A 20,469-nucleotide genomic window follows, 5' to 3' on the forward strand; every position below is an offset into this window, starting at 1 on the left:
CCGACCTCGTCGTGCTCGACGTCTACGACGGGGACGAGATCCCGGAGGCGTTCTACCGCGCGTCCGTCCTCGCTCCGCTCGCCGCCCGGGTCGGCGCCGACGGGCTCCTCGCGGTCAATGTCGCCGACGACGCCGACCACCGGAGGCTGGACCGCCTGCGCGGGGTCGTCCGCGAGCTGTTCCCGGTGACCGCAGCGGTCGGATCGACCGCCTTCGTCGAGGGGCGCACCGGCGGGAACGCGATCCTGCTCGCCTCAGGCTCGGCGCTCGCCGACCACGTCGCCGGCCGCCTGCTGCAGGCCGGCCCGCACCCGGTCTCCGCCGCGGCGGATGGCGACGTCGTGGTCGCCGAGGTGGCGGTAGAAGTCGACCCGTGAGTCGAGAGTGACGCCGGTCTCGAGGTACTTGGCGCGGATCCGCTTGATGTAGGTGCGGACGGTGTGCTCGGCGACGCTGAGGTCGACCGCGACGGTGCGGACCGCGGCACCCGCTCCGTAGGCGCGCATCACACGGCTCTCCTGCGGGCTCAGCACCGGGCGGCGCTCCTCGCGCCCGTGCACGAGCCGGTGGCGGGCGGTGTCCGAGATCCAGGTCCGGCCGGAGGCGACCGAGACGACCGCCGCCGCGAGCTCGCTGGGGTCGTCGCCCTTCCAGACGTAGGCCGCCCTCTCCCGTCGCAGCACGGCCCGCACCGGCTCCAGGGAGTCGGAGGAGGAGAGCACGACGAGGCCGACGGTCCGGGCCGCCGCACGCTCGAGGGTGTCGGCCACCTCCTCGCCGGGCACGCCGTCCAGGTCGAGGACCGCGATACGGTCGACGCCCTCCTCGTCGTGCGAGAACTGCGGCAGCAGCTGCGCGAGCAGCGCCTGCAGCGCGGCGCGCTCGATCGCTGGTCCGTCGACGACGGCCAGCGTGAACCGATCGAATCCGGTCACGGGGGTCCCCTAGCAGGGGCAGGTTCGGGTCCGCCCCGGCTGCACCGTAGCGGTCCGCGACGTCGTCGTGCACGTGATGGGACATTCCGTCTCAGTGGGAGGACGCCCCCAGAGCACTCCGGATCGGCTCACGGAGCGCGTGGAGGACCACCCCCGGCACCGTCTCCGGCTAGTGTCCCTCTCCATGGACGACAGCGCAGAGGGCTCCCGGCGGGCCCGGAGGATCCCCGCGGAGCAGGTCCGCAGCCGCATGATCGCCACGGCGCGCGACGTCGTCTCGAACCACGGCCTCACGGTGAGCTTCGCGCACCTGCCCATGGAGGAGTACATCCGCCTGGCCGGCGTGCCGCGCAGCTCCGTCTACCGGATCTGGAGCACGCGCGAAGAGTTCGTGGCCGACCTGGTCGGCGAGGTCTTCGTGCGGGACCGGTACGCGGAGGGCGCCGATCCCGAGGCCCAGCAGGAGATGCGCGAGGTCTACGAGCGCTCCACCGATCTGCTCTCCACGGCCGCCGGCCGCCGCCGGGTCGCCTGGGAGACCATCCGCATCGGCGCGCGGGCCAATGCCGAGTCGCTCCGCCGCTCCGCCGACTGGTCGTCGTACAACGCGCTGCTCGCCTGCACCTTCTCGATGGAGGAGGGGCCTGCACGCGACGCCGTGCGCGCCACGGCGAAGCGGATCGAGGGCATGCTCACGCGCCGGATGCGCGACTTCTACGAGGAGACGCTGCAGGTCTTCGGCGGGACGATGCGCCCGGGATTCACGACGCTCCAGCTCGCCCACCTCACCGCGATCGTGATCGACGGGCTCGCCCACCGCGGCCGGCTCCTCGACGACGACCTCGACACTCCGGTGACCGCCCCCGGCCTCGACGGCGAGCCGGTCGAGTGGACCCTGGCGGCCTGGACGATCCGCTCGATCGTCGACGGGATGCTGGAGCCGGTCGCGGAGGACTGAGCGGACCTCGCGACCCGGATCACTCGTCCGGTTCGGTGAACCCGTCGATCAGCAGCAGCACCGACACCACCGCCAGCGACGGCCCCTCGGGATCGGCCGGGTCGAGCGGGCCGGTCACCAGCTCCGGTGCCGCGATCCGCGCGATGCACAGCCCCTCGATCAGGGCCGAGACGGCGGAGGCGAGAGCGGCGGAGCCGCGGTCCGGGCGCAGCCGGAGCCCCGCCTCGGCGAGGGTGTGCTCGTAGTACTTCGCCATGTTGTCGATGAAGTGCAGCTGGCGGGACCGCAGAGCGGATCCGATGGCGGTCCGTGCCGGCTCCTCGTGCGATCCCACCGCGCCGGCGAGAGCGATGAAGTTGCGCCAGTGCTGCGACGAGAAGACGTTGTCGACGTTCGCGTCGACGGCGACCCGGACGGAGGCGGTCAGGGCCTCGCGGCGCTGCGCCGGGGTCGGCTCGGGGTCGAGGCTGCGGTGGAGGTGGGAGTTCCCGGCCCGCAGGGACGGCTGGTCGAGGCGGGTGGCGAGGACCCTCTCCGGGATCGCGGCGATCAGCTCGTCGTAGAACGACTGGCGGGTGGGCCAGATCCGGTACACGGTGCTGCGCGGAACACCCGCCGAGCGGATGACGTCCTCGAGGGGCAGGTGGGCGACTCCGACGCGCAGGCCCTCGGCGCGGACGACCGCGAGAGCGGCGTCCAGCAGGCGGGTGCGGACCTGCTCGCGGGTCAGGCGGGGAGGACGCGCCGGCTCCTCCGCATCGAGGGGGTCGTCGCTCATCAGGCCTCCGGCGCCGGGATGCACGGAGGAGCCTCCGACATCTACTGTCCAGCCGAGCGTACCCGGAGGGAGCGCGGAACGTGAGAGGAGATCGGAGACGGGCGCGGCCCGCGCATGCGGCTCGGGTGCCGCGCGGGCCGCGCTGCCTGTCCCCCAGGCGGCCTCCCCATGGGCCGGTCCGACCGTATGCTTCCCGACAGACGTCCGTCAACTGACGCGACATGGTGTCTCCTCGGCGGTGTCCGCCGACCGGTCACGAGGACCGCCTCCGGGACTCCTCCGCCGCCGGGAGCGCCCTCGCCGCGGTCTGCGCTCGAGAGGCGTGCGGAGCGGACAGCTCGCCCGCGACGACGTCCGACACGACGCCGGTGGCGTGCTCGACGAGGTCGACGTTCCGGGTCAGCCGCGCGTGGTGGCACGGGCTCGCGTCGACGTCGACCACGAGCTTCGCGAAGCGCAGAGCATCGCCGAGCCGCGCGAACGGCGAGAGCTCGGCGACGAGAGACGGCACGTCCGCCGCGGCGAGGTAGGTGTAGCGGCAGGTCGAGACCACGTAGTCGTCGACTCCGGCCGTCGCCGATCCGGTCGCGACCATGATGTCGCCGAGGTCGACCGGCGCGGTGGCGAGGCCGAGCGCCACCGCGGCGGTCACCTGGATGTCACCCACCAGCGCCGTCACGTGCACGCCGGCGGGCCAGTGCGGCAGGGAGCCGAGCTCGGTCGATCCCGTCCGCAGGCCCTTGCCCGCCGCCGAGGCGAGGGCGTCGATCATCGGCACTCCCGTGCACTCCCCCGCGTGCTCGGCGTCCTCCGAGACGGCGTCCCCGCAGGAGGCGAGCATCGCCGAGACGCTCAGCCGGCTCTGCGGGTCCAGTCCTGCGATCACCGCGGGGCTGACCTGGCCGGAGTCGTCGACCATTCGTCCGAGGCGCTCCGCGACGTCGGATCCCGTGTTCGGGGTGCCGAAGGTGAGGACGGACGAGACCATCGAGGCGACGGCGGTCCCGTCGACCGAGCCGCTCAGCGCCTGGCGGGCGGCGAGCCCTCCCATCGAGTGCGCGACGACGACGGCGCGGTGCCCGGTCGCGGAGACGAGGCAGGCGATCGAGGAGGCGAGCGCGTCGCTGATCCCCGGGTCGGTGACCCAGCGCGCGGCGAGCCGGCGGTAGTCGAAGGTGTAGACCGCGGCGCCGTCGATCTGCTGCAGCCGGCCGAGGAGGGACGGCTCGGGAGCGTCGAGCGGAGCGGTCGCCGACTCCGACGACACCATGTCGACGAGATGGGAGAAGGCCCCTGTGCGGTCGGCGTCGTGCGTCGCCGTGCCCAGCCAGCCGTGCAGCATCACGATGGGGACCAGCGCGGCGGCGGAGCGCGGCCGGACGTCGTCGCCCGCGAGCACGGGAGCCAGCTCCGCGACGCCGCAGGACGAGGGTGCGACCGCCTCTGCCGCCTCCGCCCGCCCCGCGGGCACCACGACGACGCCGACCACCACGAGCAGTGCGGCCAGCACGACGATCACGAGTCTCATCCGCGCGTTTCCTCACGTGCCGCGACCAGGACGGGGAACGGGTACAGGCTCGACCCGACGAGCACCCATCGAGTCAATCACCCCGCTCCTGCGGGGAAGGCCGCTCGTCGCGAACGGGCGGCCCCCCGTGCGGGTGACCGCGGGTCGGGGACGACGAAGGCCCCGCCGGTGTCCCGACGGGGCCTTCGATCGTTCAGCTCACCTGGATCAGCTGTAGTTGCCCGGCTCGTAGCCGTCGCTCGAGAACGAGTCGAAGTCGACGAACGAGAGGTCGGCGTCGCTGAACGCGGCGTCGTCGGCGAAGATGCGGTTGGGGTACCGCTCGGCCTTCGCCTCCTCGGTCGCCTCGACCGACACGTTCCGGTACTTGGGCAGACCGGTTCCCGCCGGGATCAGCTTTCCGATGATCACGTTCTCCTTCAGGCCCATCAGCGGGTCGCGCTTGCCCTCCATGGCCGCCTGCGTCAGGACGCGGGTGGTCTCCTGGAAGGACGCGGCCGACAGCCACGACTCGGTCGCCAGCGAGGCCTTGGTGATGCCCATGACCTCCTGGCGGGCGGACGCGGTCCGCTTGCCCTCGGTCAGAGCCGCACGGTTGACCTCGCTGTAGCGCGAGCGGTCGACGAGCTCGCCCGGCAGCAGCTCCGTGTCGCCGTGGTCGACCACGGTGACCTTGCGGAGCATCTGACGCACGATGACCTCGATGTGCTTGTCGTGGATCGGCACACCCTGCGAGCGGTAGACGCCCTGGACGCCGCCCACCAGGTGCTTCTGGACCTCGCGGACGCCCAGCACGCGCAGGACCTCCTTGGGGTCGACCGTTCCGACGTGCAGCTGCTGCCCGAGCTCGACGTGCTGGCCGTCCTCGATGAGGAGCTGCGAGCGCTTGAGCACCGGGTAGATGACCGCCTCGTCGCCGTTGTCCGGCTGGAGGATGACGCGGCGGGCACGGTCGGTGTCCTCGATGGTGATCCGGCCGGCGGCCTCCGCGATCGGCGACGCGCCCTTGGGGGTGCGGGCCTCAAAGAGCTCCTGCACGCGGGGAAGACCCTGCGTGATGTCGTCGGCCGAGGCCGATCCACCGGTGTGGAAGGTGCGCATCGTGAGCTGCGTGCCGGGCTCGCCGATCGACTGGGCCGCGATGATGCCGACGGCCTCTCCGATGTCGACGAGCTTGCCGGTGGCGAGCGAGCGGCCGTAGCAGGCCGCGCAGACGCCGACGGCGGACTCGCAGGTCAGGACGGAGCGCACCTTGATGTGGCGCACGCCCGCTCCGACCAGCTTCTCGATGAGCACGTCGCCCACGTCCTCGCCGGCCTCGGCGACGAGCTCGCCGGCCTCGTTCGACGCCGGGGTGGCGAGCGAACGGGCGTAGACGGAGTTCTCGACGTTGGAGTCCTTGATCCAGGCGCCGGTGGCGTCCTGGAGCATGATCGGCAGGTCGAGGCCCTTCGAGGTGCCGCAGTCCTCCTCGCGGATGATGACGTCCTGCGAGACGTCGACGAGTCGACGCGTCAGGTAGCCCGAGTCCGCGGTGCGGAGCGCGGTGTCGGCCAGGCCCTTGCGGGCACCGTGCGTGGCGATGAAGTACTCGGCGACCGACAGGCCCTCGCGGTACGAGGAGATGATCGGTCGGGCGATGATCTCGCCCTTCGGGTTGTTCACCAGGCCTCGCATGCCGGCGATGTTGCGCACCTGCAGCCAGTTGCCGCGGGCACCGGAGGTGACCATGCGGTTGATGGTGTTGTCCGTCGGGAAGTTGGCGCGCATGGCCTTGGCGACCTCGTCGGTCGCCTCGGTCCAGATCTTCACGAGCTCCTGGCGGCGCTCGGCCTGAGTGGTCAGACCCTTGTCGTACTCGGACTCGACCTTCGCGGCCTTCTTCTCGTAGCCCGCGATGATCTCGGGCTTCGACGGAGGCGTGAGGATGTCGGACAGCGCCACGGTGACACCCGAGCGGGTGGCCCAGTAGAAGCCGGCGTCCTTGATCCGGTCGAGGGAGGCGGCGACCTCCACCTTCGGGTAGCGCTCCGCGAGGTCGTTGACGATCCCGGAGATGGTCGTCTTGTCGGCGACCTGCTCGAAGTAGGGGTAGTCGACCGGCAACGCCTCGTTGAAGAGGGCGCGGCCGAGCGTGGTCTCGAGGAGGACCGGCGCGGTGACCTTGCCGTTCTCGTCGATCTCGACACCCTCGGGTGCCTGACCCTGCGCGAAGTACACGTCCGACATGCGGATCCTGACCTTCGAGTTCAGGTGCAGCGAGCCCTGGTCCTTCGCGAGGATCGCCTCCGAGACGGAGGAGAACGCGCGGCCCTCGCCGGCGGCGCCCTCGCGGATCGTCGTCAGGTGGTGGAGGCCGATGATCATGTCCTGCGTGGGCAGGGTGACCGGACGGCCGTCCGAGGGCTTGAGGATGTTGTTCGACGCGAGCATCAGGATGCGCGCCTCGGCCTGGGCCTCGACGGACAGCGGCAGGTGGACGGCCATCTGGTCGCCGTCGAAGTCCGCGTTGAACGCGGCGCAGACGAGCGGGTGCAGCTGGATCGCCTTGCCCTCGACCAGCTGGGGCTCGAAGGCCTGGATGCCGAGACGGTGCAGCGTGGGCGCACGGTTCAGCAGGACGGGGCGCTCGCGGATGATCTCCTCGAGCACGTCCCACACCTGCGGGCGCGAGCGCTCCACCATGCGCTTGGCGGCCTTGATGTTCTGCGCGTGCGACAGGTCGATCAGGCGCTTGATCACGAACGGCTTGAACAGCTCCAGCGCCATCTGCTTGGGCAGACCGCACTGGTGCAGCTTGAGCTGCGGGCCGACGATGATGACCGAGCGTCCCGAGTAGTCGACGCGCTTGCCCAGCAGGTTCTGGCGGAAGCGACCCTGCTTTCCCTTGAGCATGTCGCTCAGGGACTTGAGGGCGCGGTTGCCGGTTCCGGTGACGGGGCGGCCGCGGCGGCCGTTGTCGAAGAGGGCGTCGACCGCCTCCTGGAGCATGCGCTTCTCGTTGTTCACGATGATCTCGGGGGCACCGAGGTCGAGCAGGCGGCGGAGTCGGTTGTTGCGGTTGATCACGCGACGGTAGAGGTCGTTCAGGTCGCTGGTCGCGAACCGGCCTCCGTCGAGCTGCACCATCGGGCGCAGCTCCGGCGGGATGACCGGGACGACGTCGAGGACCATCGCGGCCGGCGAGTTGCCGGTGGCGAGGAACGAGTTGACGACGCGCAGGCGCTTGATGGCGCGGATCTTCTTCTGACCCTTGCCCTCGGCGATCTGCAGGTGCAGCGTCTCGGCCTCGGCCTGGAGGTCGAACTGCTCGAGGCGCTTCTTGATCGCCTCGGCGCCCATGTAGGCCTCGAAGTAGACGCCGTACCGGTCGACGAGCTCGTTGAAGACCGCGTCCTCGGGCTTGAGGTCGCCGACCTTGAGGGTGCGGAACTGCTCCCACACGCTCTCGAGCCGCGCGATGTCCTCGTCGAAGGACTTGCGGATCTGGCCCATCTCCTTCTCGGCGCCGTCCTTGGTGCGGCGCTTCTGGTCGCTCTTGGCGCCCTCCGCCTCCAGGGCGGCGAGGTCGGTCTCCAGGCGCGCCAGGCGGTCCGCGATGCGGGAGTCGCGCTGGTCCGAGAGGGTCTTGATCTCGAGCCGGAGCTCGTTCTCGAGCCCGGGCATGTCGGCGTGACGGCCGTCGTCGTCCACGTCGATGATCATGTACGCCGCGAAGTAGATGACCTTCTCGAGGTCCTTCGGCGCCATGTCCAGCAGGTATCCGAGGCGCGAGGGGACGCCCTTGAAGTACCAGATGTGGGTGACGGGGGCGGCGAGCTCGATGTGGCCCATCCGCTCGCGGCGGACCGAGGACTTGGTGACCTCGACGCCGCAGCGCTCGCAGACGATGCCCTTGAAGCGGACTCGCTTGTACTTGCCGCAGGAGCACTCCCAGTCGCGAGAGGGTCCGAAGATCTGCTCGCCGAACAGGCCGTCCTTCTCGGGCTTCAGGGTGCGGTAGTTGATGGTCTCGGGCTTCTTCACTTCACCGTGCGACCAGCGACGGATGTCATCGGCCGTTGCGAGGCCGATGCGCAGCTCATCGAAAGTGGTTACGTCGAGCAATGTTTTCTCCTTGTCGGAAAACAGGGTGTCTCGTCAGAGACGGGAGGTCGTCAGATGCTGGCGCGGATCAGATGTCGTCGACGGAGGACGACTCGAACCGGGAGGAGATGTTGATGCCGAGCTCTTCCGCGGCGCGGTAGACCTCGTCATCGGTGTCGCGCAGGCTGACCGCGGTGCCGTCGGCCGAGAGGACCTCGACGTTCAGGCACAGGGACTGCATCTCCTTGATGAGGACCTTGAAGGACTCCGGGATGCCGGGCTCCTGGATGTTCTCGCCCTTGACGATGGCCTCGTACACCTTCACGCGGCCGAGGATGTCGTCCGACTTGATGGTGAGGAGCTCCTGGAGGGCGTAGGCGGCGCCGTAGGCCTCGAGGGCCCACACCTCCATCTCGCCGAAGCGCTGTCCGCCGAACTGCGCCTTACCACCGAGCGGCTGCTGGGTGATCATCGAGTACGGGCCCGTCGAGCGCGCGTGGATCTTGTCGTCGACGAGGTGGTGCAGCTTCAGGATGTACATGTAGCCGACCGAGACCGGGTCCGGGAAGGGCTCCCCGGAGCGGCCGTCGAACAGCTGCGTCTTGCCGGACGAGCCGATCAGGCGCTCTCCGTCGCGCGTCGGGGTGGTGGAGTCGAGGAGCCCTGCGAGCTCCTCCTCAGCCGCGCCGTCGAAGACGGGGGTCGCGACCTTGGTGCCGGGCGCCGCCTCGCGGGCGTGCTCGGGCAGGCGCGCGGCCCACTCCGGCTGACCCTCGACCTTCCAGCCCTGCTTCGCGATCCACCCGAGGTGGATCTCGAGGACCTGGCCGAAGTTCATGCGGCCGGGGACGCCGAGCGGGTTGAGGACGATGTCGACCGGGGTGCCGTCGGCGAGGAACGGCATGTCCTCGACCGGCAGGATCTTCGAGATGACGCCCTTGTTGCCGTGGCGGCCGGCGAGCTTGTCGCCCTCGGTGATCTTGCGCTTCTGGGCGATGTAGACGACCACGCGCTGGTTGACGCCCGAGCCGAGCTCGTCGTCGCCGTCCTGCGCGTCGAACACCTTGACGCCGATGATCGTGCCCTGCTCGCCGTGGGGCACCTTCAGCGACGTGTCGCGGACCTCGCGGCTCTTCTCGTTGAAGATCGCGCGGAGCAGGCGCTCCTCGGCCGAGAGCTCGGTCTCGCCCTTGGGCGTGACCTTGCCGACGAGGATGTCGCCGGGGCGGACCTCGGCGCCGATGCGGATGATGCCGCGCTCGTCCAGGTCGGCCAGGAGCTCCGGGCTGACGTTGGGGAGGTCGCGGGTGATCTCCTCCTTGCCGAGCTTGGTGTCGCGGGCGTCGACCTCGTACTCCTCGATGTGGATCGAGGAGAGGACGTCGTCCTTCACCAGGTTCTGGCTGAGGATGATCGCGTCCTCGAAGTTGTGGCCCTCCCACGGCATGAACGCGACGAGCAGGTTCTTGCCCAGCGCGAGCTCGCCGTTCTCGGTGGCGGGGCCGTCGGCGACGACCTCGCCGACCTCGATGCGCTCGCCGGCCGAGACGACCACGCGGTTGTTGTACGAGGTGCCCTGGTTGGAGCGGTCGAACTTGCGGAGGAAGTAGGTCTGCGTGCCGCCCTCGTCCAGCTGGACGGTGACGGAGTCGGCGGAGACCTCCTGGACGACACCGGCCTTGTCGGCGGTGATGACGTCGCCGGCGTCGATGGCCGCGAAGCCCTCCATGCCGGTTCCGACGACGGGCGACTCGCTGCGCAGCAGCGGGACGGCCTGACGCTGCATGTTCGCGCCCATGAGCGCGCGGTTCGCGTCGTCGTGCTCGAGGAACGGGATCAGCGAGGTCGCGACCGAGACCATCTGGCGCGGCGAGACGTCCATGTAGTGGACGCGCTCGGCGTCGACGAGCTCGACCTCTCCGCCCTTGGGGCGGACCAGGACCTTGCCCTCCGCGAAGCGGAAGTCCTTCGTGAGGGGGGCGTTCGCCTGGGCGACCAGGTACTCGTCCTCCTCGGACGCGGTGAGGTAGTCGATCTGCGAGGTGACGGTGCCGTCGACGACCTTGCGGTACGGGGTCTCGATGAAGCCGAACGAGTTGATGCGAGCGAAGGACGCGAGCGATCCGATCAGGCCGATGTTCGGGCCTTCCGGGGTCTCGATCGGGCACATGCGGCCGTAGTGCGAGGGGTGGACGTCGCGGACCTCGACGCCGGCGCGCTCACGGGAGAGTCCGCCGGGGCCGAGCGCCGACAGGCGGCGCTTGTGGGTCAGACCCGCGAGCGGGTTGTTCTGGTCCATGAACTGCGACAGCTGGCTGGTCCCGAAGAACTCCTTGATCGCGGCGACGACGGGGCGCACGTTGATCAGGGTCTGCGGGGTGATCGCCTCGATGTCCTGCGTGGTCATGCGCTCGCGGACGACGCGCTCCATGCGGGACAGTCCGGTGCGGACCTGGTTCTGGATCAGCTCGCCGACCGCGCGGATGCGGCGGTTGCCGAAGTGGTCGATGTCGTCGACGTCGAGACGCAGCTCGACCGGCTCGCCGTCGCGCACGCCGGGGAGGGCGGTGCGGCCGTCGTGCAGGGCGACCAGGTACTTGATGGTCGCGATGATGTCCTCGACCGTGAGCACCGAGTCGGACAGCGCCTTGTCGATGCCGAGCTTGCGGTTGATCTTGTAGCGGCCGACCTTCGCGAGGTCGTAGCGCTTGGAGTTGAAGTAGAAGTTGTCCAGCAGCGCGCGGGCGGCCTCGGCGGCGACCTGCTCGCCCGGACGGAGCTTGCGGTAGATGTCGCGGAGGGCGTCCTCCTTGGTGAGGATGTTGTCCTTCTCGAGGGTCAGCTCGATCGACTCGTAGCCGGCGAACTGCTCGAGGATCTCCTCGCTCGTCAGGCCGAGGGCCTTGAGGAACACGGTGACCGACTGCTTGCGCTTGCGGTCGATGCGCACGCCGACCTGGTCGCGCTTGTCGATCTCGAACTCGAGCCAGGCGCCGCGGCTCGGGATGACGCGGGCGGAGTAGATGTCCTTGTCGGACGTCTTCTCCTGCTGGCGCTCGAAGTAGACGCCGGGGCTGCGCACGAGCTGGGACACGACGACACGCTCGGTGCCGTTGATGATGAACGTGCCCTTCTCGGTCATCAGCGGGAAGTCGCCCATGAAGACCGTCTGGGTCTTGATCTCACCCGTGAGGTGGTTCATGAACTCGGCCTCGACGTACAGCGGAGCGGCGTAGGTCTTGCCGCGCTCCTTGCACTCCTCGATCGTGTACTTCTCGGGCTCGAGGTACGGGTTCGTGAAGCTCAGCTGCATCGTCTCGCTGAGGTCCTCGATCGGGGAGATCTCCTCGAAGATCTCGTCGAGGCCGGAGTTGGCGGGGAGGTCCTCCCGGCCGGCGGCCTTCGCCTCGGCGACGCGGGTCTTCCACGCCTCCGAGCCGACGAGCCAGTCGAAGCTCTCGGTCTGCAGCGCGAGCAGATCCGGAACGGTCAGGGTGTCGCTGATCTTGGCGAACGAGAGACGCGAAGCTCCGCGTCCGTTCTTGGGTGAGGTGGTGGTCGCGGTGGACGCAGCAGCCAAGGAAGGAACCTCCGTAGACCCTCGCGGGTCTCAATCTGTGGGATGTGTGGAGTGGGCTCCCGCCGGACGGGCCGCCACCCCTGCCCGCACGCCGTGCGGACCGAGGCGACTCGGTCTTGGGGGCGGGGCTAGAGTGTGGCAACGGCATCCACCATCTGATGCCGGGTTCCGGTGACCTGCCGACCGCGATATGAGGGCATGGGTACTCGGGAGCGCAAAGTACGAATATAGCCGCATCGCGCCACGCCGCGCAAGTGCGGATGCTTGCGCCGCCCCGCGGGGTCCGGTATACGAGGCCACGGCCTCCCGGATCGATCCGACCGGGCCGGGCGCGGAGCCCCGCCGTCCCGCCGCCGCGGCAGACTGGTCGGATGCAGGAACGCACCGGCCGCCGACGCGGAGACGACTCCGAGCACCCCCGCGCCGTGCTCGCAAGCGGGTACACCGCGCGGATCGAGCCCGACCGCCACTCGCCCGAGGCGGCGACCCTGGTCGTCGACGGCACTCCGCAGTCGCACGTCGACCTCGCGGATCCGACGCACCTCTCGTTCGAGTACGTCCGCCGGATCGGCCACGCGATCGACCTCGTCGCCCCCGAGGGCGAGAGGGTCACGGCGCTCCACCTGGGCGCCGGAGCGCTGACCCTCCCCCGCTACGTCGCCGCGACCCGGCCGGGCTCGCGCCAGCAGGTCGTCGAGATCGAGGGCGCTCTGGTCGAGCTGGTGCGCGAGGCGCTCCCGCTCCCCCGCGGGGCGCAGATCCGCATCCGCCAGGGCGACGCCCGCGAGGTGCTCGGCAAGCTGCCGCCCGGGCTGCGCGGCACCGTCGACGTGGTCGTCGTCGACATCTTCTCGGGCGCGCGCACTCCCGCGCACGTGACCAGCGCCGAGTTCTACGGGGCGATCGCGCCGCTGCTCGCCCCCGGCGGCCTGGTCGCGGTGAACGTGGCCGACGGCGGCGCGCTCGCCTTCGCCCGCGCCCAGGCCGCGACGCTCGCCTCCGTCTTCGCGCACACCGCGATCATGACCGACACCCAGATGCTCAAGGCCAAGCGCTTCGGGAACGTGGTGATGCTCGCCTCGGCCGATCCGCTGCCGCTCGACGGCCTGCCGCGGCGCCTCGCCTCCGACCCCGCGCCCTCCAAGCTGGTGCAGGGGCGGGAGCTCGAGAACTTCATCGCCGGCGCCCTCGTCGTCACGGACGAGACCGCCACCCCGTCGCCGCTGCCGGCGCGGAGCATCTTCCAGGTGCGACGGGGCTGACCCGGGCCGCGCGTCGGGGCGCCGTCCGGGGACCCGCCGGTACACTCGACGCCGGGGTCAGCGACCCCGACCGTCCTCTCGTCCGCCGCGCGCGACGATCCGGATCCGCACTCCACGAGGAAGCATCGCCCTGAGCATCATCATCCGCCACGACCCCGCGACCCTCCACGAGGAGATCGACGTCGACGCCGCCCAGGAGCGCCTGGAGGAGATCGGCGCGCTACGCAGCCTCGCCGCGCTCACCGAGAAGGCGGAGCTGCTGCGCCTGCTCGGGCGCGTCGACGAGGCGTGGGACCTCGCGAACGAGGCCGTCCGCCGCACCCGCTTCTCCGGCGACCGCGCCGAGCTGCTCACCGCCCGCGTCCGCCGCGCCCGCCTCATGCAGCTGCGGGGCCGCACCGACGAGGCCCTCTCGGAGCTCGCGCTCTGCGTCGAGGAGGCGCGCACGCACGAGTGGCACCTCGAGCACTCCTTCGCGCTCAAGCACCGCGGCCTCACCTTCTTCGAGCTGGGCGAGTACGGCCGGGCGATGCGCGACTTCGACGCCGCGACCGCCCTCGGCGAGCGCGTCGGGGTCCCCGAGGAGGAGCTCGAGGTCGCACGCCTGGGCTACGCCGCCGCCTCCGAGTTCCAGGACGGGACCGACCGCGAAGCCCGCACCGACGGCACCGCCCGCGGCCGCCGCCGCGCCGACGGCGACGAGTCCTAGGAAGCGCCACCGGTGGCCGATCTCGAGGACGTGGCCCGCTGGGCCGACGCGCTGATCGAGGAGCACCTCGACCCCTCCTGGTCCTTCGCGCTCGACCACGCGCGCACCCGCGGCGGCGCCTGCCACTGGACGCGCCGCCGGATCACGGTCTCGCGCCACCTCGCCGCCCGCTGGAGCGACGAGGAGGTCCGGCAGACCCTCCTGCACGAGGTCGCGCACGCGCTCGCCGGGCCCGACGCCGGGCACGGACCGCCGTGGCGGCGGATCGCGGCACGGCTCGGCTACACGGGATCGCGCACCCACAGCAACCCGACCGCGGACGAGCTCGCGCCGTGGGTCGGCACCTGCCCGGGCGGACACCTCTTCTACCGCCATCGCCGGCCCACCCGGCCCCTGGCCTGCGGCCGCTGCGCGCGCCGGTTCGAGCCCGCGAACGCGATCCAGTGGCGGCGCCGACCGGTCCCGGCGCCGTGACCCCGGACGAGGCCTCTCACGGCGGCCGCACGCCGGTCACCGGGCAGTGGCTCCCCGAGGCCGACGGCCGGCGCTGGTGGTTCGACTCCGGAAGCCTCGCGCTCGACTTCGCCACGACCGGAGCACTGCCTCCGGGAGCGGCCGAGCACCTCGACTCCGATGCCGCCCTGGCCGCCTGGCTCGCCGAGCGCTTCGAGGCGGTCGGCCCCGAGAGCCGGGACGCGCGCCTCGACGACGCGCTGATGCTCCGAGGCGCGATCGCCCGGCTGGCCGTCGCGGCCGAGGCCGGCACCGCGCTCGACCCGCGCGACGTCGACGTGGTCAACCTGGTCGCGGCGATGCCCGACATCCCACCGGTGCTGGGCGGAGGGTCGCGGCAGGCAGGACGGCTCCATGCGGCGGGCAGGCAGGCGCTCGCGTCCATCGCCCGGGAGGCCGTGGGGCTGCTGGGCCCGGCCGTGGCCGGACGGCTGAGGCGCTGCGCGGATCCGGAGTGCCGGATGCTCTACCTCGACACGTCCCGCGCCGGCTCGCGCCGCTGGTGCTCGATGCAGCGCTGCGGGAACCGGTCGAAGGTCCGGGCGTACCGGGCGCGCGCCGCCGCCCCGCGCGGCTGACGCACCGCGCGGCTGACGCACCGCGCGGCTGACGCACCGCCGCGGCACCGGGAGCGGCACCGCGGCGGGACGGGTCAGTCGGAGACGCGGACCGAGCGGTCGAAGGCGACGTAGCCCGAGAAGTCCTTGCCGACGCGGTCGAACGCCGTCGGGTAAGGGTGCGGGTACGACCAGGCCTTGTCCTTCTGCAGGCCGTCGCCGGTCTGCACCGAGAAGTACTGGCACTCGCCCTTCCACGGGCAGGTGTAGGGCGTGGGGCTCTCGACGAGCACGCCCTCGGCGATGCTCGACGGCGGGAAGTACCAGTTGCCCTCGATCGAGATCAGGTCGGAGTCGGGGGCGTCGGCGAGGACGACGTCGTTGAGGACGGCTTTCATGCGGGCCAGCTTTCGGTCGGGGCGGGGGCGGAGGGACCGCCTCCGCCGAACGCTACGCCGGGGGCGGGCGAGTGGTCGAGGCGGCGGCTCGGATCCGCAGGGGCTTGTGCGCTCCGCGGACGCCCTGCACCGCTCGGAGGCCGCGCCCGCCGGAGCGGCGGGTCAGCGGAGGACCGCCACCTCGTCGACGGTGTCGACCCGGGCAGCGGCCCGGACCTCGTCCGCCCGCCCCTCGGCGGCGAGCAGGCGGCCGGACTCGGACGCGGTGAGCAGATGCGCGCACGCCCGGCGCAGGCCCTCGTAGGACGCGCAGGCCACCGCGGCCTCGGGCGAGACGTGGTCGATGCCCAGCCCGATGAGCGCGTCGACGACGGCGCCGGCCGCCAGCTGGTCCTCCATCGCGAACCGCGCCGCTCCGCTGTCGTCGACGTCGCCGAGTGCGATCACGTTGACGCTGGTCCGCCCGCCGTTCTCGTGCTGGCGCTCCAGGATCCAGCGGGCGACGGCCGAGCGGTCGGCCAGGCCCGCGCGGACGACGCGGCCCTCCACTCCCCCGAGGTCGGGGCTCTCGCCTCCGGGCAGAGCGTCGACGAGCACCGTGACGTGGGCGGGGGCGAGCACGCGGAGGGCGCGGGCCCCCCACTCGAAGCGGATCTGGTAGGTCGACTGGTCGACGGAGGCGGCGGGAGCGGTCACCCTGACACGGTAGCGAGCACCGGAGGCGCATACACGTCCGGGGCTCCGCGCGCACCCGGTTCCCGCGCAGGGGCGGGCGGAGGAGGATGTCCCTCGTGAAGGTGATGCTCAAGCACGTGCTCGACACCGACGCCGACTCCGCCTGGCGCGCCCTGCAGAGTCCGGCCGTGTTCCGGGAGGTGATGTCCCCGCTCCTGACCGCCGCGTCGCTGGACGAGGGCGGCTTCCGCCCGACCTGGGGGCTCGGCTCCCACGAGGTCGCGATGGACGCCCTCGGGATCGTGCCGATGGGCGCGCAGGAGATCGACCTCTCCTACCGCCGCGTCCCCTCGATGCCCGACGTGCGGATCCTGCGCGACAGCGGCGGGCCCCTCACCGGCTCCCTCCGACTGATCACCGCGTGGGACCACCGCATGGCCGTCGCCCCGCTCCCCGACGGGCGCACGCTCTTCCGCGACCGCCTCGAGTTCTCGGCGGGCCTCGCCTCGGCCGCGCTCTGGCCGTCGATGTGGGCGTTCTGGCAGTGGCGCGGCATCCGCATCCGCTCCCTCGCCCCGTCCTGGCGCCACGATGTCGGTGCCGACACCCGCCCGCGCGGGGAGTCCGCCGCATGAGCCCCGACGGTGTCGCCGAGGAGGAGACCGAGCTGTCGCGCTCGGAGCTCCTGCGCCTCCAGTGGCCCTCCGCCGACGAGGAGGAGCAGGACGACGACGGCGTCTCGCCCCGCCGCCGCCTCACGAACGCGGTCGAGGTGTCGGACTGGCGCCGCCACGTCCAGGCCCTCTACGCGGAGGTGCGCCGGCTCTCGAACGTGGACCTGCTCGCCGCGCACGCGTCCTGGATCCGCGGGCGCAACGCGCTCTTCGCGCAGCACCCCTCCACCCCCCTCCTCCCGGCCGACCGTGCGCACTTCCGCTCGCTGCCGATCGCGCCCTACGACGCGGCCTGGCGCTTCGAGCTCGAGGTGGCCCCCGCCGAGGAGGCGCGGCGGATGGACGTGGAGACCGGCACCGACGGCACCGTCCCCTTCGAGCTGATCGGCACGGTCGAGGTGCCGGACGCCGGCAGCCTCGACGTCTGGCGCCTCGCGTCCTACGGCGGAGGCCTGTTCCTGCCGGTCAAGGACGCCCTCGCGGGGACACCCGGCGGCACCTACGGCGGTGGCCGCTACCTCCTGGACACCGTGAAGGGCGCCGACCTCGGTCCGGGCTCCGCCCCGGGGACGCTGGTCCTCGACTTCAACTTCGCCTACAACCCCTCCTGCGCCTACGACCCGGCCTGGGCCTGCCCGCTCGCCCAGGCGGGCAACCGGCTGCCGGTCGAGGTGCCGGTCGGCGAGCGCTACCGGGGCTGACACCGACCCTGGACGTTCTCGGAGGGGCGGCCGATAGCCTCCGGGCGGCGCCGTCGTGGGCCGGAAAGCAGGAAAGCCGCATGCCCCGTCCCGTCCTCCTCGTCACCGGAACCTCCACCGGCATCGGCCGCGCCACCGCGATCGAGGCCGCGCGCGCGGGCTGGCGGGTGGTCGCCACCGTGCGGGATCCGGAGCGGGCGGAGGGCCTGCGCGCCGCCGCCGCCGAGGCCCGCGTCGAGCTCGACCTGCGGGCGCTCGACGTGACCGACGCGGACTCCGTCGCCGGCTGCCTCCGCGCCGTGGAGGAGGAGCTCGGCGGTCTCGACGCCCTCGTGAACAACGCCGGAGCCGGCCACCTCGGCACCCTCGAGCTGGAGGATCCGGAGGAGCTGCGCCGCGTGATGGAGGTCAACTTCTTCGGCACCGTCGCGGTCACCCGCGCCGCGATGCCGATGCTGCGCTCGTCCCGCGGTCGCATCGTCACCGTCTCGAGCGTCGGCGGCGCGATCGGGCAGCCGTTCAACGAGGACTACTGCGCGGCGAAGTTCGCGGTCGAGGGGTTCTTCGAGGCGCTCGCCCCGGTCGCCGCCTCCGTCGGCGTCCACGTGTCGCTGATCGAGCCGGGAGCGGTCCGCAGCAGCTTCGTCGAGAACGTCGGCATCGACGCGGCGGCGATGCTCGCGCAGGCCGGCCCCTACTCGCCGGCGCTCGGCGCCTACCTCGACCGCGCCGCGTCGTCCTTCTCCTCGACCCACGCGCAGGACCCGTCCGACGTCGCCGCCGTCATCCTGAAGACCCTGCGCGACCCGGAGCCGGCCTTCCGCGTGCAGACCTCGGACTGGGCGGGCGACTTCGTCGGGACCAAGCTGAGCGACCGCGACGGCTCCCGCGTGCAGGCCGCGATGCGCGGATGGATCGGCATCCACTAGAGTGGGATGGTGCGAGCGCAGCGACTGCGCTCCCCCGCGTCGTAGAACGCCCCTTGTCCCCTAGGACTCTGACCGTCGAGGATCCGTCCCGACCATCTGGCGCACGTGCATGAGGCCCCCGGCCGCGCGCACCGAATCGTACGGCGAACGGATGTGACCACCGTCACCTTCGCCCGAACGCCGATCACCCGCGCCCCGGCCACCGCCCGCGCGTCCTCGATCGGCATGATGCCCCCGAAAGGCACCACTCCATGTCGAACACCCCCCTCTCCTTCAGCGCCCTCGGCGTGCCGGCCCCCCTCGTGGCCGCGCTCACCGCGAGCGGCATCACCGAGCCCTTCCCGATCCAGGTCGACACGCTGCCCGACACCCTCGGCGGACGCGACGTCCTCGGCCGCGGCAAGACCGGCTCCGGCAAGACCCTCGCCTTCTCCATCCCGATGATCGCCCGACTCGGCGGCTCGCTCGCCGGCGGACGCCGCCGCCCCGGCCGCCCGCTCGGACTCGTCCTCGCGCCGACCCGCGAGCTCGCCACGCAGATCACCGCCGCGATGCAGCCCCTCGCCGACGCGTACGGCATCGTCACCACCACGATCTTCGGAGGCGTCTCGCAGCAGCGCCAGGTCGCCGCGCTCAAGCAGGGCGTCGACATCGTCGTGGCCTGCCCGGGCCGCCTCGAGGACCTGATGAAGCAGGGCTTCGTGAACCTCGACGCCGTCGAGATCACCGTGCTCGACGAGGCCGACCACATGGCCGACCTCGGCTTCCTGCCGGTCGTCACGCGCATCCTCGACAAGACCCCCCGCGGCGGGCAGCGCCTGCTGTTCTCCGCGACGCTCGACAACGGCGTGGACAAGCTGGTCAAGAAGTACCTCCAGAACGAGGTGCTCCACTCGGTCGACGAGGCCAACTCGCCGGTCGCGCTGATGACCCACCACGTATTCGAGGTCGACGGCCTCGACGCCAAGAACGCTCTCGTGAAGACGCTCGCGTCCGGCACCGGCCGCCGCATCCTCTTCATGCGCACCAAGCACCACGCGAAGAAGCTCGCCAAGCAGCTCACCGGCCAGGGCATCCCCGCGGTCGACCTGCACGGCAACCTCTCGCAGGTCGCCCGCGACCGGAACCTCGCCGCGTTCGGCGCCGGCACCGTCAAGGTCCTCGTCGCCACCGACGTCGCCGCCCGCGGTGTGCACGTCGACGACGTCGAGCTCGTCATCCACGTCGACCCGCCGATGGAGCACAAGGCGTACCTGCACCGCTCGGGCCGCACCGCCCGCGCCGGCAGCGAGGGAGACGTCGTCACCGTCGTCCTGCCCACGCAGCGCAGCGACGTGAAGACCCTCCTCCGCAAGGCCGCGATCCAGGTCGCGCCCCAGCAGGTGACGGCCGACTCGGCCGCCGTCGCGAAGCTCGTCGGCGACGTCGCTCCGTACGTCACCCCCAGCGCCGTCGTCGAGCCCGTCCGCGGCCAGTCGCAGGGCGGACGCTCGCAGGGCGCCAACGCGCAGCGCAAGCGCGCGGCCCGCACCGAGGGCACCGCCGCACCCCGCGGCGGACGCTCGACGGGTGCCGCGACCGGCGGAGGCGACCGCCCCCGCCGCGACCGCACCGCCGCCGAGGGACCCGCCCGCGGCGGCGCCCGCGGAGGCCGCAGCCGCTCGGCCGCCGGTGCCCTCTCGACCTCGGGCGGATCGCGCTCGTTCTACAGCACCGCGACCGGCGGAGCGGCCTCGGCCGCTCCCGCCCGCGAGTCCGCCGGCGGCGGCGCCCGCCGCGGCGGCCGCCGCGCGCAGGGCTGAGTCCGATTGTGCGCCGCGGAGCGGCGCACCGCGGTCGGCTTCAAGCACGGTTGCGACGCGCAGAGCGTGTCGCGACCGGCTAGGCCGATCCGCTCACACGCGGATCGACCGTTCGCCTCGCGGGCAGCCGCGTAGCGGCGCACCGCGGTCGGCTTCAAGCATGGTCGCGACGCGCAGAGCGTGTCGCGACCGGCTAGGCCGATCCGCTCGCACGCGGATCGACCGTTCGCCTCGCAGGGAGCCGCGGAACGGCGCACCGCGGTCGGCTTCAAGCACGGTCGCGACGCGCAGAGCGTGTCGCGACCGGGGCTGAGCGTTCGGTGATCGCACCTCAGCGCTCGTCCTGATCAGGGCGCCGACATCACGAAGGGCCGGGGCCCGCGA

Annotated in this window: 16 protein-coding genes; 9 read left to right on the forward strand and 7 right to left on the reverse strand. The window is 71.8% G+C overall.

Translation table 11 applies throughout. The features are described 5' to 3' along the window. Nucleotides 1-254: 254 nt before the first annotated feature. Nucleotides 255-935 carry a LuxR C-terminal-related transcriptional regulator gene (locus tag C5C55_RS11035; RefSeq protein ID WP_104233924.1) on the reverse strand — a complete coding sequence of 227 codons (681 nt, stop codon included), beginning with the start codon at nt 933-935 and terminating at the stop codon, nt 255-257. Nucleotides 936-1,119: 184 nt separating this feature from the next. Between C5C55_RS11035 and C5C55_RS11040 the strand changes: the two genes are divergently transcribed. Continuing rightward, nucleotides 1,120-1,893, forward strand: a complete 774-nt coding sequence (locus tag C5C55_RS11040; protein WP_146080934.1) for a TetR/AcrR family transcriptional regulator — start codon at nt 1,120-1,122, stop codon at nt 1,891-1,893. A gap of 19 nt (nt 1,894-1,912) precedes the next feature. On the opposite strand, the gene C5C55_RS11045 is transcribed toward C5C55_RS11040, so the two are convergent. The 4 genes from C5C55_RS11045 to rpoB all read right to left on the reverse strand — a co-directional run bounded on the left by C5C55_RS11045 (nt 1,913) and on the right by rpoB (nt 11,865). Continuing rightward, complete coding sequence (locus C5C55_RS11045) at nt 1,913-2,671, reverse strand: TetR/AcrR family transcriptional regulator (protein WP_104233926.1); 759 nt, start codon at nt 2,669-2,671, stop codon at nt 1,913-1,915. A 253-nt stretch (nt 2,672-2,924) separates the two neighbouring features. Continuing rightward, nucleotides 2,925-4,199, reverse strand: coding sequence for a triacylglycerol lipase (locus tag C5C55_RS11050; protein WP_104233927.1), 1,275 nt, complete (start codon nt 4,197-4,199; stop codon nt 2,925-2,927). Nucleotides 4,200-4,406: 207 nt separating this feature from the next. Further along, on the reverse strand, nt 4,407-8,306 hold the full coding sequence (locus tag C5C55_RS11055) for a DNA-directed RNA polymerase subunit beta' (RefSeq protein WP_104224580.1): 3,900 nt from the start codon (nt 8,304-8,306) through the stop codon (nt 4,407-4,409). 67 nt (nt 8,307-8,373) lie between these two features. Next, on the reverse strand, nt 8,374-11,865 hold the full coding sequence (gene rpoB / locus C5C55_RS11060) for a DNA-directed RNA polymerase subunit beta (RefSeq protein WP_104224581.1): 3,492 nt from the start codon (nt 11,863-11,865) through the stop codon (nt 8,374-8,376). A gap of 371 nt (nt 11,866-12,236) precedes the next feature. On the opposite strand from rpoB, the gene C5C55_RS11065 reads away from it, so the two are divergent. From C5C55_RS11065 to C5C55_RS11080, 4 genes are all read left to right on the forward strand, one after another. Then, nucleotides 12,237-13,127 (forward strand): spermidine synthase, encoded by an 891-nt coding sequence (locus tag C5C55_RS11065; RefSeq protein ID WP_104233928.1) that lies wholly within the window; start codon nt 12,237-12,239, stop codon nt 13,125-13,127. A 379-nt stretch (nt 13,128-13,506) separates the two neighbouring features. Then, nucleotides 13,507-13,836 (forward strand): hypothetical protein, encoded by a 330-nt coding sequence (locus C5C55_RS16625; protein WP_181027192.1) that lies wholly within the window; start codon nt 13,507-13,509, stop codon nt 13,834-13,836. Nucleotides 13,837-13,848: 12 nt separating this feature from the next. Continuing rightward, the gene (locus C5C55_RS11075) at nt 13,849-14,310 is read left to right on the forward strand and encodes a SprT-like domain-containing protein (protein WP_104233929.1); all 462 of its coding nucleotides are present in this window, start codon (nt 13,849-13,851) and stop codon (nt 14,308-14,310) included. Beyond that, nucleotides 14,307-14,927: a CGNR zinc finger domain-containing protein gene (locus C5C55_RS11080; RefSeq protein ID WP_104233951.1), complete on the forward strand. Its 621-nt coding sequence runs from the start codon at nt 14,307-14,309 to the stop codon at nt 14,925-14,927. Before C5C55_RS11075 ends, C5C55_RS11080 begins: the two co-directional genes overlap by 4 nt. Before the next feature lie 74 nt (nt 14,928-15,001). Here the strand turns inward: C5C55_RS11080 and C5C55_RS11085 are convergent, their stop codons facing one another. Both C5C55_RS11085 and C5C55_RS11090 read right to left on the reverse strand, forming a co-directional pair. Next, on the reverse strand, nt 15,002-15,304 hold the full coding sequence (locus C5C55_RS11085) for a DUF427 domain-containing protein (protein WP_104224584.1): 303 nt from the start codon (nt 15,302-15,304) through the stop codon (nt 15,002-15,004). A 162-nt stretch (nt 15,305-15,466) separates the two neighbouring features. Continuing rightward, on the reverse strand, nt 15,467-16,000 hold the full coding sequence (locus C5C55_RS11090) for a 2-phosphosulfolactate phosphatase (protein ID WP_104233930.1): 534 nt from the start codon (nt 15,998-16,000) through the stop codon (nt 15,467-15,469). 86 nt (nt 16,001-16,086) lie between these two features. Here C5C55_RS11090 and C5C55_RS11095 point away from each other — a divergent pair, with 86 nt between their 5' ends. From C5C55_RS11095 to C5C55_RS11110, 4 genes are all read left to right on the forward strand, one after another. Then, entirely contained in the window at nt 16,087-16,614 is a 528-nt protein-coding gene (locus C5C55_RS11095) for a hypothetical protein (protein ID WP_104238079.1), read from the forward strand. Further along, entirely contained in the window at nt 16,611-17,354 is a 744-nt protein-coding gene (locus tag C5C55_RS11100; protein WP_104233931.1) for a DUF1684 domain-containing protein, read from the forward strand. The genes C5C55_RS11095 and C5C55_RS11100 overlap by 4 nt, the downstream gene beginning before the upstream one ends. Nucleotides 17,355-17,434: 80 nt before the next feature. Further along, on the forward strand, nt 17,435-18,283 hold the full coding sequence (locus C5C55_RS11105; protein ID WP_104233932.1) for an SDR family oxidoreductase: 849 nt from the start codon (nt 17,435-17,437) through the stop codon (nt 18,281-18,283). Nucleotides 18,284-18,534: 251 nt separating this feature from the next. Further along, the gene (locus C5C55_RS11110) at nt 18,535-20,085 is read left to right on the forward strand and encodes a DEAD/DEAH box helicase (protein ID WP_104233933.1); all 1,551 of its coding nucleotides are present in this window, start codon (nt 18,535-18,537) and stop codon (nt 20,083-20,085) included. The last annotated feature ends 384 nt before the right edge of the window (nt 20,086-20,469 follow it).

The sequence above is a fragment of the Rathayibacter sp. AY1C2 genome, from assembly GCF_002931195.1.
GTDB lineage: Bacteria > Actinomycetota > Actinomycetes > Actinomycetales > Microbacteriaceae > Rathayibacter.